Here is a 15,983-nt window from a genome sequence, read left to right as displayed (position 1 = left end):
CCTTGGCTGCCCCGGATCTGGTGGTTGCGGAGCTTTGCAATGCGGCTTGGCGGCTGTGGCGCCTGGGCGAACGCACCGAGCGGCAAACAGACATTATCGCAGAGATAGCGCCAATGCTGTTCGCTGAGCGCGTCGCGCACGAAGTTCTGTCGAGCATGGCGACCCATATGGCAGTCGCTCTCGCACACCCGGCCTACGACTGCTTCTACCTGGCTCTGGCAGAGCTGCGTGACTGCCAAGTCGTGACTGCGGATCGCCGGTTCAGCCGCCGTGTTCACGGATCGCCCTGGGCGCATCGACTGGCGTTACTCTGTCGAAGCCGAACCCCCACGCGAAGCCGAACCCCCACGCGAAGCCGAACCCCCACGCGAAGCCGAACCCCACGCCAAGTTGGCGCTGGCGAAGGCGCGACGCCACCGCCACCGCCACCGCCACCGGCGTTCCTCCCCGTCTACAGCCGACCTGCCGCGCTTGTCATTGCCTACGCCGTCCCTTCAACGCCCAACTGTCGGTGGACCTCTGCGAGCACGTCCGGACTAAGGCCGAGGCGCTGGCCGAGGCCCTGGATGTACGCGCGCTCTGCCGGCGTGTCGACCTCGATGGCGAGCAGCGAGGCCGCATAGATCTCCACCGCCAGTTCCTTGCTGTCGACCGCGGCGACGATCCCGTCCGTATCCATCGGCTTCGCCATTTCGCTCATCACGAACTGCTGCGCTTCGCCGTTGGTCCCCGACTGGCGTAAATGCTCGGAGATCTTCCTCACCTCTTCCGCATCGACCGTGCCATCCGCCTTGGTGGCGTTGATCATGGCGCGCAGCACGAGCAGGGCATTTTCCTGCAAGCGCTCCTGCTCCGCCTTGTTCTGCGGCTCGCGGAGCCCGAGGGGCGCGTCGCGTTGCACTTCCTCGGGCGTTGCGGTGGCGGCGCTTTGCTTGTTGAGCGCCGCGTAGGCGAGGCTGCCGAGCACCGCAAGCACGCCGCCGCCGAGCATGCCGCCGCGGCCCCCGAGTACGGCGCCGGCCAACGCTCCCAGCCCGCCGACGGCGACGGGATCGTTCCTCCGAACCGCATTGGCGCCTTGGCCGAGCATGTCCTGGGCCTTCCCGGCGAGCCCGCCGAACGCGCCGCCGCCGCTGCCGCCGCTACCGCTACCGGCGCCGGCGAGAATGCCGCCCAACAGGTCGCCAAGGCCGCCGCCGCTGCGGCGCACGCCGTTCGGCCCCACCGCATGGTCCAGCCGGTTGTTCTTCATCATGCCGGACCCGGTCAACTGATCGAGAATACTGCGCGCATCGAACATCCTGATCTCCTCTGGCCGTTGCCCTTGTATCACCGCGAACCTTGGCCGCGACCTTACGGCCACTTCGTCGGCCCGCACCACCGGAAAACGCATGCGTGGGCGTTTTCGTTCGCGGCGGCGGCGGCGACGGCGCTTGGCATCCCTTTCGGGATCTATACACTCGTCCGGGTTCAGGAGTGCTCGAACAGGGGGCCGTCATGGCTGCCGTAACCGATATTGATCGGCGCGTTCCTTCGCCGCCGTCATCCCTGGATGTCCACCCCCTCGTCGACTGGCTGCTGACCGAGGGGTGGAACATCACGGATCCCAAGGACTTGATCCGCGAGTTCGGCCGGCAGATGGTGACCATCGGCATTCCGCTCTACCGACTGCGGGTCAACATCCGCATCCTTCACCCGCAGTTCCTGGGCACCACGTACACCTGGGTGCGCGGCCGAGAGAACGTCGAGGAGTTCATGCCGCCGTACGAAATCCTCACCCAGGATTCTTACCTCACCAGCCCGTTCGCGGCGATCTTCGAAGGGGCGGGCGGCATCCGCCGGCGCCTCGACGTGCCCGGCGAGCCCCTCGACTACCCCATCCTCGCCGATCTGCGCGCGGAAGGCGCCACCGACTACGTCGCCATGCCGCTGGTTTTTTCCGACGGCCGCATCAACGCCGTGACCATCGCCGCCGATCGACCGGGAGGGTTCTCCTCTGCCGAACTCGGCATGATCAACGACATGCTGCCGGTGTTTTCGCGCCTCTTGGAGGTGCACGCGCTGCGCCGCACCACGCTGACCATTCTCGAAACCTACCTCGGGCGACTTGCCGGCGCCCGCGTGTTGCAAGGCTCGATCAAGCGCGGCGACGGCGAGGTCATCCACGCAGTGATCTGGTTCTCGGACTTGCGTGGCTCGACCCGCCTTGCCGATCGGCTGCCGCGCGGAGACTTTCTGGGGCTGCTCAACGACTACTTCGAAGGCATGGCCGGCGCCGTCCTCGACCACGAGGGGGAGGTGCTGCGCTTCATCGGCGATGCCGCGCTGGCCATCTTCCCGATCGGCACGATCACTGACTGTCCGGAGCGCTGCCCGCACCACATCCGCGCCTGCAAACAAGCCATCTCCGCCGCGCGCGACGCCGCGCTGCGCATCGCCACCGTCAACCGCCGCCGCGAAGAGGCCGGCAGCCCGTTGATCCGCTTCGGCATCGGCTTGCACTTGGGGGACGTCCTCTATGGCAACATCGGCACCCTTCAGCGCCTGGAGTTCTCGGTGATTGGCGCCGCCGCCAACGAAGCGGCGCGCATCGAGGCGCTCTGCAAGCAACTCCACCGGCCCGTGCTGATCTCCGAGACCGTCGCTCGCGTCGCCCCCGACGGCCTGACCTCCTGCGGGGTGCACGCGCTGCGTGGCGTCGGCGCGCCGATGGAGATTTTCACCCTCCCTCAGACCGCGACGGGCGACACCCCGAACAGCCACTGATGAGCCCACAGCAGGACAGCGTAGAGGGCGACGCCGAGGGCGAGCCGCCACCAGCCGATCTCCCCCAGGCTCACCCGATTGCGGCGCTGGATGGTCGCCGCGAACGGCACGAACGATGTCTTCTGCGCAAAGCCCGTCCACGCGCTTCCGAGACTCGCGCGCTTCTTCACGTCGATGCCGTAGGCGCCGGCCAGCGCCAGAACCGTCATGCCGCCGAACAACAACACGTCCGCGGCGGCGCCGTTGGCGAGCAGGTGCGCCACGCCCCAGATCGCCACGCCCCACATCATCGGATGACGCGTCACCTTCTGCATCCCGACCGGACCGCGCCCGGCAAGTCCGCTGCCGCCGTCGGCGCCGGCCACCGCAGTGGGGCTCGGCGTCGTCATGCCGGCGACGACGAGAATGCAGGAGAAGAGCATCAGCGTCAGCGCCAGATGCCGGATCCATACCGGCGGCTGCCACACCGAGACATAAGGTGCGTCATTGTAGGCCATGACCACCCAGACGATGAGCAGGAGAGAGAGCACCGAGTAGGCCCCCTGGAAGCCGCGTGCGCCGAGGCGGGCGATGAGCGGCTCGCGCACCGGCGGCGCGGAAAGGATGATGTGGCTGGCGACGAAGACCAGGACGCTGATGGCGGCGAGCCAGAGTGAACCCGTCATGGACTGAACCTCTCCATTGCTGCGCGTCTGCGCCGTCTGCCTAGGGTGCGCAATGCCGGAAGCAGATGGCAGGGTTGCGCGGCGAATTCACATAGGCAGGCACCGATCCGCTTGTCCAGCATCCGTTTCCCGAGTACCTTGGTCCCGACAACGAAGAACGATCCGCGTCCACATCAGCATGGATGACGTTCGCCTTTGCAACCGGCTGCACCCTGATGCTAACGGTATTCTCGGGACGCCGGCAGAGGCGCCCTGACCAGACCTGGAAACGTCGGTGGCTGACGTGGCATTTGCCCGTTGCAGGGATCGAGCGAACGCTGGCATGAGGCCTCTCCGGAAGAGGATGGGGTTAGCAGAAGCGGCAGGCCCGACCCGCCGCGGCAACACGACATGAGGAGGAAGGTTCAGCAATGAGCGAGCAATGGAACGATCTGACGGTGCCGCCGGACCTGGGTCGCAAGTCCGGCACCGGCCCGGTGCGGGTGCAACGGCCGATCTATTTCGACCTCCTCCCTCCGTGCAACAACGCCTGCCCGGCCGGCGAGAATATCCAGGCGTGGCTCGCCCATTGCCAGGAGGGCCGCTTCCGCGAAGCCTGGGAGACGATCCTCCAGGACAACCCGCTGCCGGCGGTGCACGGCCGCGTCTGCTATCATCCCTGCGAGGACAGCTGTAACCGCGGTCGCCTCGACCAGACGATCAGCATCCACGCGGTCGAACGCTTCCTGGGCGACAAAGCGCTGGAGGAAGGCTGGACACCGCGATTCCAGGCGCCGCCGACCGGCAAGCGTGTCCTCATCGTCGGCGCCGGCCCGAGCGGCCTGTCGGCCGCGCATCATCTCGCCCTCATGGGCCACGAGGTGGAAATGCACGACGCTGGGCCGCTGGCCGGCGGCATGATGCATTTCGGCATCCCGTCCTATCGTCTTCCGCGCGACATCCTCGACGGCGAGATCAAACGTATTGAACAGATGGGCGTCAAGATCGTCCTCAACCACAAGGTCGAGGACTTGGCCGAAAAGCGGCCAGGCGATTTCGACGCGATGTTCGTCGCCGTCGGCGCTCACATCAGCAAGCGCACCGATATCCCGGCCCGCGACGCCGGCAAGATGCTCGACGCCATCAGCTTCCTCAGGGACGTGGAAAGCGGCAACGCCCCGAAACTGGGCCGGCGCGTCGCCATCTACGGCGGCGGCAACACCGCCATGGACGCCGCCCGCGTCGCCAAGCGCCTCGGGCTACGAGCCGATGATCATCTATCGCCGCGACCGCGAACACATGCCGGCGCACGAGTTCGAGGCCGACGAAGCGCTGGAGGAGGGGGTCAAAATCCACTGGCTCCGCACCATCAAATCCATCGAGGAGACCCGGTTCACTGTAGAGGTGATGCGGGTCGACGAGAACGGCCGGCCGCAGCCGACCGGCGAGTTGGAGACCATCGAGGCCGACGACCTGGTCATGGCGCTGGGCCAGGACGCCGACACCAGCTTCCTGCAAAGCGTCCCCGGCGTTCAGTTCAAGGCCGATGGCGTGGTCATCGTCAACGACCAGATGATGACCGGCAGTCCGGGTCTGTTCGCCGGCGGCGACATGGTGCCGTCGGAACGCACCGTCACCATCGCCGTCGGACACGGCAAGAAGGCGGCGCGCAACATCGACGCCTGGCTGCGCAACACGACCTACACCAAGGCCAAGAAGCAGGACATCGCGACGTTCGAGAAGCTGCACCTGTGGTTCTACACCGACGCGGCGCAGCGCCCGCAACCGCATCTGGACATCCAGCGCCGCATCTCGAGCTTCGAGGAGGTGATCGGCGGCCTCAGCGACAAGGACGCGGTCTACGAGGCCAAGCGATGCCTGTCGTGCGGCAACTGCTTCGAGTGCGACGGCTGCTACGGCGCCTGCCCGGAGAACGCCATCATCAAGCTCGGGCCCGGCCGTCGCTATAAGTACGACTACACGCTCTGCACCGGCTGCGCGGTCTGCTTTGAACAGTGCCCGTGCCACGCGATCTCCATGATCCCGGAACCGGCGGCAGGCCGATCCAGAATTCGGCCCTGTGCGCCCGGCGAGTGCGTGGAAACGAGGAAGCGCCCTTCGGCGCCGCGCAACCGCGCGGTCCGGGGCGGGCTCAGGCGGAGGACAAAATGACGGAACGGCAAGTCACCACGATCGACGGCAACGAGGCGGCGGCCCACGTCGCCTATCGGCTCAACGAAGTGTGCGCGATCTACCCGATCACGCCGTCGTCGACGATGGCCGAGCTGGCCGACCAATGGTCGAGCGAAGGCCGCAAGAACATCTGGGGCAACATCCCCGACGTGGTCGAGATGCAGAGCGAGGCGGGCGCCGCCGGCACCGTCCATGGCGCCCTCCAGGCCGGGGCGCTCACCACGACTTTCACCGCCTCCCAGGGGCTCATGCTGATGATCCCCAACATGTACAAGATCGCGGGCGAGTTGACCGCCTGCGTGTTCCATGTGGCGGCGCGGTCGCTGGCGGCCCAAGGGCTCTCCATCTTCGGCGACCATTCCGACGTGATGGCGGTGCGCGCCACGGGTTTTGCGCAGTTGGCGTCGAACTCGGTGCAGGAAGCGCACGACATGGCGCTGATCGCCCAGGCCGCGACCCTCGAGTCCCGCATTCCCTTCATCCATTTCTTTGACGGATTCCGCACCTCCCACGAGGTCAACAAGGTCCACCTGCTGTCCGACGACGTGCTGCGGGAGATGATCGACGACGACCTGGTGCTCGCCCACCGGCGGCGCGCCCTCAACCCGGACAATCCCTTCATCCGCGGCACCGCCCAGAACCCGGACGTCTATTTTCAGGGCCGCGAGACGGTCAATCCGTTCTACGCGCGGGTGCCGGGCATCGTCGAAAAGGCGATGGACAGGTTCGGCAAGCTCACCGGCCGCCACTACAAGCTGTTCGACTATTTCGGCGCCGCCGACGCCGAGCGGGTGATCGTGGTGATGGGCTCCGCCGCCGAAACGGCGCGAGAGACCGTCGAATTCCTCGCCGCAGCGCGGCGAGAGGGTCGGGGTGATCCAGGTTCGCCTGTCCCAGCCGCTGTCCGTCGGACACTTCCTGGCGGCCCTCCCGTCGACGACCAAAGCAATCGCCGTCCTCGACCGCACCAAGGAGCCGGGCGGGGTGGGCGAGCCGCTCTATCTGGACATCCTCGTCGCGCTGAGCGAGGCCGCCGCCGCCGGCACGCTTCCGACCGCCGCCATGCCGAGGATCATCGGCGGGCGCTACGGCCTGTCCTCTAAGGAGTTCACGCCGGCGATGGTCAAGGCCGTCCTCGACGAGATCGCCAAGGACGCGCCGAAAAACCACTTCACCGTCGGCATCATCGACGACGTTAGCCACACCAGCCTCGACTGGGACTCCGCTTTCAGCACCGAAGGCGACGACGTGGTGCGGGCGATGTTCTACGGTCTCGGGGCGGACGGCACGGTCGGCGCCAACAAGAACTCGATCAAGATCATCGGCGAGGATCCGGAGTTCTACGCGCAAGGCTACTTCGTCTATGATTCCAAGAAATCCGGCTCGCAGACGGTCTCCCACGTGCGCTTCGGCAAGGAGCCGATCCGCTCCACCTACCTCATCAAGGCCGCCAACTTCGTTGCCAGTCACCAATTCAATTTCATCGAGCGGGTCGACGTCCTGGAGAACGCGGCGCCCGGCGCCACGTTCCTGTTCAACAGCCCGTACGGCGCCGGCGACGTCTGGGACCGGATCCCGCGCCCGGTGCAGGAAGAGATCGTCGCCAAGAAGCTCATCCTCTACGTCATCGACGGCGGCAAGGTGGCGCGCGACAACGGCATGGGCACGCGCATCAACACCATCATGCAGACCTGCTTCTTCGCCATTTCCGGCGTGCTGCCGCGCGACCAGGCCATCGCCCGCATCAAGGCGTCGATCGAGAAGACATACGGCAAGAAGGGCGAGGAGGTGGTCCGCAAGAACTTCGAGGCGGTCGACCACACCGTCGCCAACCTGCACAAGGTCGAGGTGCCCGATCGCGCCACCAGCAACCTGGAAATGCGCGCGGCGGTTCCCGACAACGCGCCGGATTTCGTCCAGAAGGTGACGGCGATGATGATGGCCGGCCAGGGCGACCAGTTGCCGGTCAGCGCCATGCCGGTGGATGGCACCTACCCCAGCGGCACCACCAAGTGGGAGAAGCGCAACATCTCCCTGTTCGTGCCGGTCTGGGAGCCGGAGATCTGCATCCAGTGCGGCAACTGCAGCTTCGTCTGTCCCCACGCGGTCATCCGCTCCAAGGTCTACGACAAGGGCGAACTGGACGACGCGCCGGCGGGCTTCCGGTCGGCGCCGATCGACATGCGCGGTTTCCCCGACACCCGCTATACCCTGCAGGTCTACGCCGAGGACTGCACCGGCTGCGCGCTCTGCGTTGAGGTCTGCCCGGCCAAGAGCAAGGAGGAGGTCGGCAAGAAGGCCATCAACATGGCGTGGAAGGACGACCTGCTCGAGACCGAGAAGCAGAACGTCGACTTCTTCGAGACGCTACCCCACAACGACCGCTCGCGGGTGGATTTCTCCACGGTCCGCGGCGTCCAGTTCCTCGAGCCGCTGTTCGAGTTCTCCGGCGCCTGCGCCGGCTGCGGCGAGACGCCCTACCTCAAGCTGCTGTCGCAGTTGTTCGGCGACCGGTTGCTGGTCGCCAACGCCACCGGCTGCTCTTCGATCTACGGCGGCAACCTGCCGACCACCCCGTGGGCAGTGGACCATGACGGGCGCGGTCCGGCGTGGGCCAACTCGCTGTTCGAGGACAATGCCGAGTTCGGCTTCGGGATGCGCCTCGCCGCCGACACCCACCTGGCGGAGGCGCACCGGCTGGCGCGGCGCTGGCCGCCCAGATCGGCGAGGAACTGGTCGAGGAGATGCTCGGCGCCGAGCAGATCACCGAGATCGCAGATCCGCCAGCAGCGCGAGCGGGTGGCGGCGCTCAAGCAGCTGGCCGGCCGTCGACAAGCCGCGGGCCAAGCACCTGCTGGCGGTGGCCGACCAGTTGGTGCGGCGCAGCGTCTGGATCGTCGGCGGCGACGGCTGGGCCTATGACATCGGCTCGGGCGGGCTCGACCACGTGCTGTCCAGCGGCCGCGACGTCAACATCCTGGTGCTGGATACCGAGGTGTATTCCAACACCGGCGGCCAGATGTCGAAGTCGACCCCGATGGGGGCGGTCGCCAAGTTCGCCAACGCCGGCAAGCACGTGGGCAAGAAGGACCTGGCGTTGCAGGCCATCTCCTACGGCAACGTCTACGTGGCGCGCATCGCCATGGGCGCCAACCCGCAGCAGACCCTCGACGCGCTCCGCGAGGCCGAGGCCTATCCAGGACCGTCGCTGATCCTGGCCTACAGCCACTGCATCGCCCACGGCATCAACATGCAGCCCGGCCTCGATCAGCAGAGCCGGGCGGTGCACTCGGGCTACTGGCCGCTGGTCCGCTACAACCCCACCATCCGCGCCGGCGGCGAAAACCCGTTCACGTTGGACTCGCCGCGCCCGACCATGAAGCTCAAGGACTACACCGAGAACGAACTGCGCTACCGCATGCTGCTCCGCACCAACCCGAAAGAAGCGAAGATGCTGATGGAGATGGCGCAGCGCGCCGTCGATCAGAAATGGAAGCTCTACGAAGAAATGGCCGGCATGGGCGGCTAGGCGACAGACGACTGCCGGCACACCGAGGAGGAAACGGGATCATGGATCTACGCACACGCTACATGGGGCTTGAGTTACAGCATCCGATCGTCGCTTCGGCGGGGCCGCTGTCGTCCAGCCTCGACGGCATCAAGCGCCTGGAAGACGGCGGCGCCGCGGCCGTCGTCATGTTCTCCCTGTTCGAGGAGCAGATCCGCCGCGAAAACGACGCCTTCATCCACCTGCACGAGTCCGGCAACGAGAGTTATCCCGAGGCGCTCACCTATTTTCCGGATGTCGAGGACTACCACGTCGGCCCCGATCAGTATCTGGAACTGGTGCGCGGCGCCAAGGAGGCGTGCAGCGTTCCGATCATCGGCAGCCTCAACGGCGTCACCGATGCAGGCTGGATCGACTACGCCAAGGAGATCGAGCAGGCCGGCGCCGACGCCCTTGAGCTCAACATCTTCTACATTCCGGCGGATGTCACGCTCTCCGCCCGCGCCGTCGAGGACCAGTACGTCGAGATCGCCCGCAAGGTCAAAGGCGCCGTCGGCATCCCCGTCGCCCTCAAGATGGTGCCGTTCTTCAGCGCCATCGGCGAGATGGCGATGCGACTGGAAGACGCCGGGATCGACGGCCTGGTGCTGTTCAACCGTTTCTACCAGCCGGACTATGACCTGGACGAGCTGGAGGTGACGCCGAGCCTGGAGCTCTCGACCGCCAGCGAGATCCGCCTGCCGCTGATGTGGATCGCCATCCTCCATGGCCGGGTCAAGGTGTCGCTGGCGGCGACCCGCGGCGTGCAGACGGCGACCGAGGCGCTCAAGTACGTGCTGGCGGGCGCCGACGCGGTCATGACCACCTCCGCGCTGCTCCGCAATGGCGCCGGCTACGCCCGCACCCTCTGCAACGGCATGTCCGAGTGGATGGAGCGCCGCGACTACGCGTCCCTCGCCCAGATGAAGGGCTCCATGAGCCAGCAAAAGGTCGCCGACCCCTCCGCCTTCGAGCGCGCCAACTACATCAAGATTCTGGAGAGCTACAAGAGCCCCTACATGCTTTGACGCCGGACGGACTGCGCCTGCCGTGACCGAAGCGGATCGCGATCTGGTCCTCACCCGCGTCCTCGACGCGCCGCGCGACAAGCTGTGGCGCTGCTGGACCGACGCGCACCTCCTGGAGCAGTGGTTCTGCCCGAAGCCGTGGCGCGCCAGCGACGTGCACATCGACCTGAAGCCCGGCGGCGAGTTCTCTTGCCTGATGCGCGGGCCCGACGGCGAGCGGTTCCCGAACACGGGCGTGTTCCTGGAAATCGTTCCGAACGAGCGCCTCGTCAGCACCGACGCCTTCCTTCCCGGCTGGCGTCCTTCGGAGCGCGCGTTCATGGTTGCCGAGGTGACCTTCGAGGACGCCGGAAACGGCAAGACCCTCTACACGGCGCGCGCCCGGCACTGGACGGCCGAGGCGAAGGCCGAACACGAAGCCATGGGCTTTCACGATGGCTGGGGCAAGGCCGCCGACCAGCTTGAAGCGCTCGCGCGGACGCTCTGAAACCAGGGAGAGGGATCATGGAGCCGACGATCTACCTGTTCTTCAACGGCAACTGCCTGGAAGCGATGACCCACTACGCCGAGACGCTCGGCGGGACCATCGTGCACGTGATGCGAAATGCCGACGCGCCGGACGCCGAGAGCCGCATGCCCGGCGGCGACGACCTCGTCATGCACATGGCCGTCCGGCTCGGCGACACGACCGTCATGGCGTCCGACTGCCCCGGGGAGATGTACCGCAAGCCGCAAGGCTTCGGGGTCAGCATCGCGCCGTCCTCGCCGGCCGAGTTCGACCGCATCTACGACGCCCTGGCGAGGGACGCGGAAGCCGTGGCGATGGCGCCAGGCGAGACGTTCTGGGCCGAGCGCTTCGCCATGTTCACCGACCGCTACGGCACCCCCTGGATGCTGAACTACGAGGGCGCGAAGGCGCAAGCCTGAGCCACGACGCCCATGGCGAGCGCACCGACTTCCACAGGGCGGTGCGGCACATCCGGCTGCAATCGCGTAAGAGCTGCGTAGGTCGGAATAGCCGGAGGCGTATTCCGACGTATGTTTTCAAGCCGGTTTCGCCTGCCTACAGGTCCTCGAGGCCGTTGCTTTCTACGACCTGGCCATCGCGAGGCATGCTTTGACGGAAGGGGTCCGCGCTCCTTTTGCCGGCGGCGGTCGTCGCCGGGCGGGTTTCGGGCGCAAGACGTCGGTGAGCCGGAAGTGGTGATCGCATACAAGGGTCGGGATGACGGTCCTCCGGGCCGACCGCGCGACTGGACCGGGTGCGTTACCGCGGGCGTTGTGCTACCGTCGTTGCAAAATCAAAATAAAATGGAACGCGCGCTGCGCCACCTGCGCGTCGGGGGCGATGCTCGTCGCCTCGGGGAGCGGAGCTTGCGGAGAATGAGGAGACCACGATGGATGCAGCAGCGGCAGGTGCAGCATCGATGGATGCAGCAGCGGGCCCGGCTCCGGAGCCCGGTCTCCGGCCGCCCCTGAACGTATTGATCGCTTCGCACGTCCGATTCTTCCGGGAGGGCCTCGCCGACGTCCTCGGGCGTGACCCGATGCTGTCCATTGCCGGGCTCGCCGCGGACCTGCACGAGGTGGCGGCCCGTTGTCGGCAAGCCACCCTGCACATCCTGTTGCTGGATGCGGCGCTTCCTGACGGCCTCGGCGCTGTTCGTCACGTTCGCGCGTGCGCGCCGGCCGTGCGCATCGTCGCGCTTGCCCTTGACGAAACGGAGGAAAACGTCATGGCCTGGGCGGAAGCAGGAGCCGACGGTTACGTGCCCGGAAACACGGCCCTCGCCGATCTGGCCGCTGCGATCGCCAGCGCCGCACGCGGCGAGCAGACGTGCTCAGCAGCGGTTGCCGGGGGGCTTCTCCGCCGCATCACGGAACTGGCTTTGGTCGCCCGCCGGCAAATTCAGGTACCGGCGCCCGTGCTCACCGCGCGCGAATCACAGGTCATCAGCCTTATCTGCGCCGGGCTCAGCAACAAGGACATCGCCCGCAGCCTCGGCATAGAGTTGGCGACGGTGAAATCCCACGTTCACAATCTGCTTGGCAAGCTCAAGGTGCAGCGGCGGCGCCAGGTGGCAGCCTGTATGCGGGAACAAGAAACCAGCTTGTTGGGCCCGTCGCTCGGCGTGTCCGTGCTTGCCTGCGGCGATGGATCGCCGTCGTTTCTCGGTCGGCGCACGATGGGGACGGAGATCTAGATCCTCTTTGCACCCTTTCTCCATCCAGCGACCGCTAGCGGCCTCCCGGTGCGCTAGCGATAATCGTTCTCACGCCCTGCGCCTCGCCAGCGTCCCGCCGGCGTTGGAGGGGGTGGGAGAGAGAAACGATGCATCAGCCGATCAGCCTCGCCCGGACCGCGGCCCAAGGCTGTGTCCGCTTCCGCGACAACGACAACGCGCTCTGGCTCGGCGCGACCGACGGCAGCATCCTCTCGGTGCGGCTGCTGGACCGCAGAATCCTCACGCATGGCCAGGGCTACCAGAATCCCGTGGCGGTTCTGCCGGCGGATGACGGCCTGTCCCTCTACGTGGTGGAGGCTGCCGGAGCGATCCTGCAGGCCCCGCGGCAAACGACCTCCCGCGCCGCGGCGACCCTTATTACCGACCTCGGCCGCCCGCTTGTTGCGGCTGACCTTGCCGCCGACGGAAACGCGGCGCTGGTGCTGGAAGCCGGCGCGGATGCGCGGCTGCTGACCGTCGACCTCGCCACCGGCGGTGTCACCGTGGTCGCGGAGCTGGCCGCAGCCGCGTCGGCCATCGTCGTCAACCACGCGGCCGGCGCCGCGGTTGTGCTGCAGGGTCTGCCCGGGGCTCACGAACTTGTCCGGATCGATCTGGTTTCCGGCGTCGTCGGCGCGCCGGTCGGGGTCGCCGGCTCCGTTTCGTCGCTGGTGCTGGCGCCGGGCGGGAGCGGCGTCATTCTCGGTGACGTAACGGGAACGCTCAGCGAGGTCGACGTCGCCGGGACGCCCGGTGCAGGCACAGCAAATGTGGGGGCGCCGGTTCTGGCGCTCGCCCGCTGGGGCAGCTTGGTGCTGGCGGTCACCGCCGCAGCCGTGCACCCGCTGGAATGGCATCTTGAAGAAGGCCCGGTGACGCTAGGCGTCCCCCTCGGGCCCGTCATCACCAACGGCTACGCCAACGTCGACGTCGATCTCGGGGCAAGCGGTCTCGCTTGGGGCGACATTCTCCTCGATCTGGAAGACGGTCCCGAAGCCGGCATCGTCTCCGCCGCCGTCGCGCCTCCAACGCCGACCGGGGCGCGGCGGGTTCGCGTCGTGGCGAGCCCGTTTCCAGGCGAGCGCGCCCTGGCGGCGATCCGCATCGCCGACGGCAAGCGCGTCGGACGCGCCAGGCTCCGCGTCGTCCGTCACTGGCCCGATGACGATGTGGGTCCGCCGGTCGCCTTCACCGGTCCGTATCGCACCCTTGCGTCATGGGGCGGCGGTCCGGCGGGACCGGAGAACATCCGCAAGCACGCCGCGCCCGACACCTGGCGTGTCGCCTTCGTCTTCGTGGCGGCCAAGGATCGCGGATTCCAGGAAGCGCTGGCGACTGCTCGTCCGACCTGGGAAGGACGCCTGGTCGGCGGCGGCGCGACGGCCCAGCGCTACTTCGAGGAGGTCTCCTTCCGCAACACCGCCGTCGGCGGCTCATCCCTTGCCGGCACCACCATCGCCCTCGCCGACAGCGGCATCTCCGGCGTCGTCGCCATGCAAAGCGGTTGGGGGGACCTGTTCGAGAACGACGACACAGACAAGATCACCCCCAACCCGTTCGGCGGATGGAAGGTCAAACCCGACGGCCGACACGAAATTGCCGGCGCCTACTGCGACATGCTGATCGACGCCGGCACTGCCGCGACCGTGCTGCCCAAGATCGATGCGGTGGTGTTCGTGATCCAGAACGCCTCGGAGGACGTGGTCAAGGTCGGCGACCGGGTGCTCCGTGCCCGGTTCTGTTGGCCGCAGGCGTGGCAGGGCGTCAACTTCCACTGGAAGGGCCCGACATGGACGACGATCGTCGCCAAGCCGTGCGTGTTCATGCCGACCGCGTACCAGACCGGCCAGCCGCCCGACCCCAGCGGCTTGACCAAGAGCTTCACCAACATCCTCTGCCACGAACTCGGCCACACCCTCGGCTGCGGCGACCTCTACAACAACGGCGACTACGGCGAGACGGTGGACGCGCGCCTCGTCGGCGCGCTTGACCTGATGGGCAACGACTGGTGGCTGCCGCACTTCTCGCTTCCCAACCGCATGCGTCTCGGCTGGATCGATCCGGCGTGGATCGAGAGCATCGACTTCGGCGCGACGCCGACGTCGCGCACCGTGACCCTGCAGGCGGCGGAAACCTTGTTGCGGGCCGGACCGCCGCCGGGGCGCCGCGCCGGGATCGAGATCCGCATCCGGCCGGGGCGAAACTACTACTTTGAATACCGTCGTATGCAGGGCGCCGCCCAGGTCGGCGACAACGGGCTCAACCGGTACTACCCGACCTCGCAGATGCTCGTCGGCAGCGATGTGGTGGGCGACGGCGTCGATCCGATCGCGCGGCCCGACATCCTGCTGCTGCCCACCGACGCCGACGGCGACGGGCCGGTGCTGTTCAACGCCAACACCGACTATTCCGAGACGGACGTCACCGACCCGGAACGCCAGCATGATTTCCGCCTCGTCTACGACCAGGTCGAGCCAGCCGATGGGAATGCGCTGCGGGTGCGGGTGGACTACGTCCGCGCCCATCGCGCCGAGTTGCAGATCAGCCCGGCGCCGGGGCGCAAACCTCCCGGTCCGCCCGACTGGAAGAGCCCCGACATCGACCTGGAAGGGCCCGCCGGCAACAACGTCATCGCCAAGGGGCACTTGGCACACCATCGTCGCGCGGGTCCGCAACGGCGGCACCGTCGATGCGGAGAACGTGAGGATCGAAGTCTACACCAAGGCTTTCACCACCACCGTTGGCGGCGCCATCAGGGTCCTGCCGGCAGCGCCGGCGCAGACCATCCCCAAACAGCAGACCCGCGAGTTCCGCCTCAAGTGGTACTGCCCGGAGCACACCTACATTGATCGCGTCGAGGTCGAGCACTACTGCATCCGCGTCGAGATCGACCGCTGCCATGTCGATCCCCGCGATCCCAGTCGCAACGAGATCGTTGTCCACAACAACGCGGCGCAGTCCAACTTCGACACCACGGCGGCCGCGCACGCGTCGCCATCGGAACGGCGGACCACCGGGCTGATCGTGGAGAACGAACTCGCGCGGCGGGCGACCTACCAGATCGCAGTCGATCAGGACAGCGCCGCCTTTCGCACCTATGTCTCCGCCGCTTGGACGCGGCTCGGCGGCGGCGCCAGCCGGGCGCTGGAGGTCGCCTACGAGTCGCTCGCCGGCGATCCGCTATTCGGCGACGACTTCGACACCGTCTTCCACGGCAGCGACCGGGCGCCGGTCAATGCGCTCGCCCTGACGTCGTTGCTGGCGCCGCCGGAGGGCGGGCCCGGCGCCACCGCCAAAATCGTGTTCGGAGCCAACCTCAATATCCGGGCGGGGCTCCGCACCGCCATCCGCGACGTGGATTTGTTGGGCGAGGTGGTGCGCGGCGCCGTCATCGAGGTCGGCGACGGCGGGCCCCAGCCGGTGACCTTCGGTCGGGTCAACGTTGTGCTGTGGCTCGCACGGCGGCCGGAGGACACCTACCTCACCGGCGACGCCGTCGACGGCGCCGGAACCTTCAACGCATTGACCCCGCGCGAGATCAGGGAAGCCTTCGGGCGCGAGGAGATAATGGGCGAGGCCT

Annotated in this window: 9 protein-coding genes and 2 pseudogenes; 8 read left to right on the top strand and 3 right to left on the bottom strand. The window is 67.2% G+C overall.

Annotated features, from left to right (window positions below; translation table 11 throughout):
* Window positions 1-261 precede the first annotated feature (261 nt).
* Window positions 262-435, bottom strand: a complete 174-nt coding sequence (locus IPM60_05425; GenBank protein MBK8907344.1) for a hypothetical protein — start codon at window positions 433-435, stop codon at window positions 262-264.
* 46 nt (window positions 436-481) lie between these two features.
* Window positions 482-1,300 carry a tellurite resistance TerB family protein gene (locus IPM60_05420; protein MBK8907343.1) on the bottom strand — a complete coding sequence of 273 codons (819 nt, stop codon included), beginning with the start codon at window positions 1,298-1,300 and terminating at the stop codon, window positions 482-484.
* A 197-nt stretch (window positions 1,301-1,497) separates the two neighbouring features.
* On the opposite strand from IPM60_05420, the gene IPM60_05415 reads away from it, so the two are divergent.
* Window positions 1,498-2,766, top strand: coding sequence for an adenylate/guanylate cyclase domain-containing protein (locus tag IPM60_05415; GenBank protein ID MBK8907342.1), 1,269 nt, complete (start codon window positions 1,498-1,500; stop codon window positions 2,764-2,766).
* Here the strand turns inward: IPM60_05415 and IPM60_05410 are convergent.
* Entirely contained in the window at window positions 2,730-3,431 is a 702-nt protein-coding gene (locus IPM60_05410; protein MBK8907341.1) for an NnrU family protein, read from the bottom strand. The genes IPM60_05415 and IPM60_05410 overlap by 37 nt on opposite strands.
* A 410-nt stretch (window positions 3,432-3,841) precedes the next feature.
* Here IPM60_05410 and IPM60_05405 point away from each other — a divergent pair.
* From IPM60_05405 to IPM60_05375, 7 genes and pseudogenes are all read left to right on the top strand, one after another.
* Window positions 3,842-5,582: pseudogene (locus IPM60_05405) on the top strand (NAD(P)-binding protein).
* Window positions 5,579-9,132 (top strand): annotated as a pseudogene (gene nifJ, locus IPM60_05400) (pyruvate:ferredoxin (flavodoxin) oxidoreductase). The pseudogenes IPM60_05405 and nifJ overlap by 4 nt, the downstream one beginning before the upstream one ends.
* A gap of 41 nt (window positions 9,133-9,173) precedes the next feature.
* Window positions 9,174-10,178, top strand: coding sequence for a dihydroorotate dehydrogenase-like protein (locus IPM60_05395; protein ID MBK8907340.1), 1,005 nt, complete (start codon window positions 9,174-9,176; stop codon window positions 10,176-10,178).
* A gap of 22 nt (window positions 10,179-10,200) precedes the next feature.
* On the top strand, window positions 10,201-10,665 hold the full coding sequence (locus IPM60_05390) for an SRPBCC family protein (protein ID MBK8907339.1): 465 nt from the start codon (window positions 10,201-10,203) through the stop codon (window positions 10,663-10,665).
* A gap of 17 nt (window positions 10,666-10,682) precedes the next feature.
* On the top strand, window positions 10,683-11,105 hold the full coding sequence (locus tag IPM60_05385) for a VOC family protein (GenBank protein MBK8907338.1): 423 nt from the start codon (window positions 10,683-10,685) through the stop codon (window positions 11,103-11,105).
* Between the two features lie 470 nt (window positions 11,106-11,575).
* Window positions 11,576-12,382: a response regulator transcription factor gene (locus tag IPM60_05380; GenBank protein MBK8907337.1), complete on the top strand. Its 807-nt coding sequence runs from the start codon at window positions 11,576-11,578 to the stop codon at window positions 12,380-12,382.
* 128 nt (window positions 12,383-12,510) lie between these two features.
* A complete protein-coding gene (locus IPM60_05375) occupies window positions 12,511-15,252 on the top strand; it encodes a hypothetical protein (GenBank protein MBK8907336.1) in 2,742 nt (913 codons plus the stop codon).
* The last annotated feature ends 731 nt before the right edge of the window (window positions 15,253-15,983 follow it).

It is taken from the genome of Rhodospirillales bacterium, assembly GCA_016710335.1.
GTDB lineage: Bacteria > Pseudomonadota > Alphaproteobacteria > Rhodospirillales > Defluviicoccaceae > JADJXQ01.
The sequence above is the reverse complement of the archived record's forward strand: the minus strand, read 5'-3'. Positions and strand labels throughout refer to the sequence as shown.

Bases quoted from the DNA above. Each gene is read 5' to 3' on its own strand.
- IPM60_05420 (MBK8907343.1), bottom strand. From the start codon at position 1,300: ATGTTCGATGCGCGCAGTATTCTCGATCAGTTGACCGGGTCCGGCATG.
- IPM60_05415 (MBK8907342.1), top strand. From the start codon at position 1,498: ATGGCTGCCGTAACCGATATTGATCGGCGCGTTCCTTCGCCGCCGTCA.
- IPM60_05410 (MBK8907341.1), bottom strand. From the start codon at position 3,431: ATGACGGGTTCACTCTGGCTCGCCGCCATCAGCGTCCTGGTCTTCGTC.
- IPM60_05395 (MBK8907340.1), top strand. From the start codon at position 9,174: ATGGATCTACGCACACGCTACATGGGGCTTGAGTTACAGCATCCGATC.
- IPM60_05385 (MBK8907338.1), top strand. From the start codon at position 10,683: ATGGAGCCGACGATCTACCTGTTCTTCAACGGCAACTGCCTGGAAGCG.
- IPM60_05380 (MBK8907337.1), top strand. From the start codon at position 11,576: ATGGATGCAGCAGCGGCAGGTGCAGCATCGATGGATGCAGCAGCGGGC.
- IPM60_05375 (MBK8907336.1), top strand. From the start codon at position 12,511: ATGCATCAGCCGATCAGCCTCGCCCGGACCGCGGCCCAAGGCTGTGTC.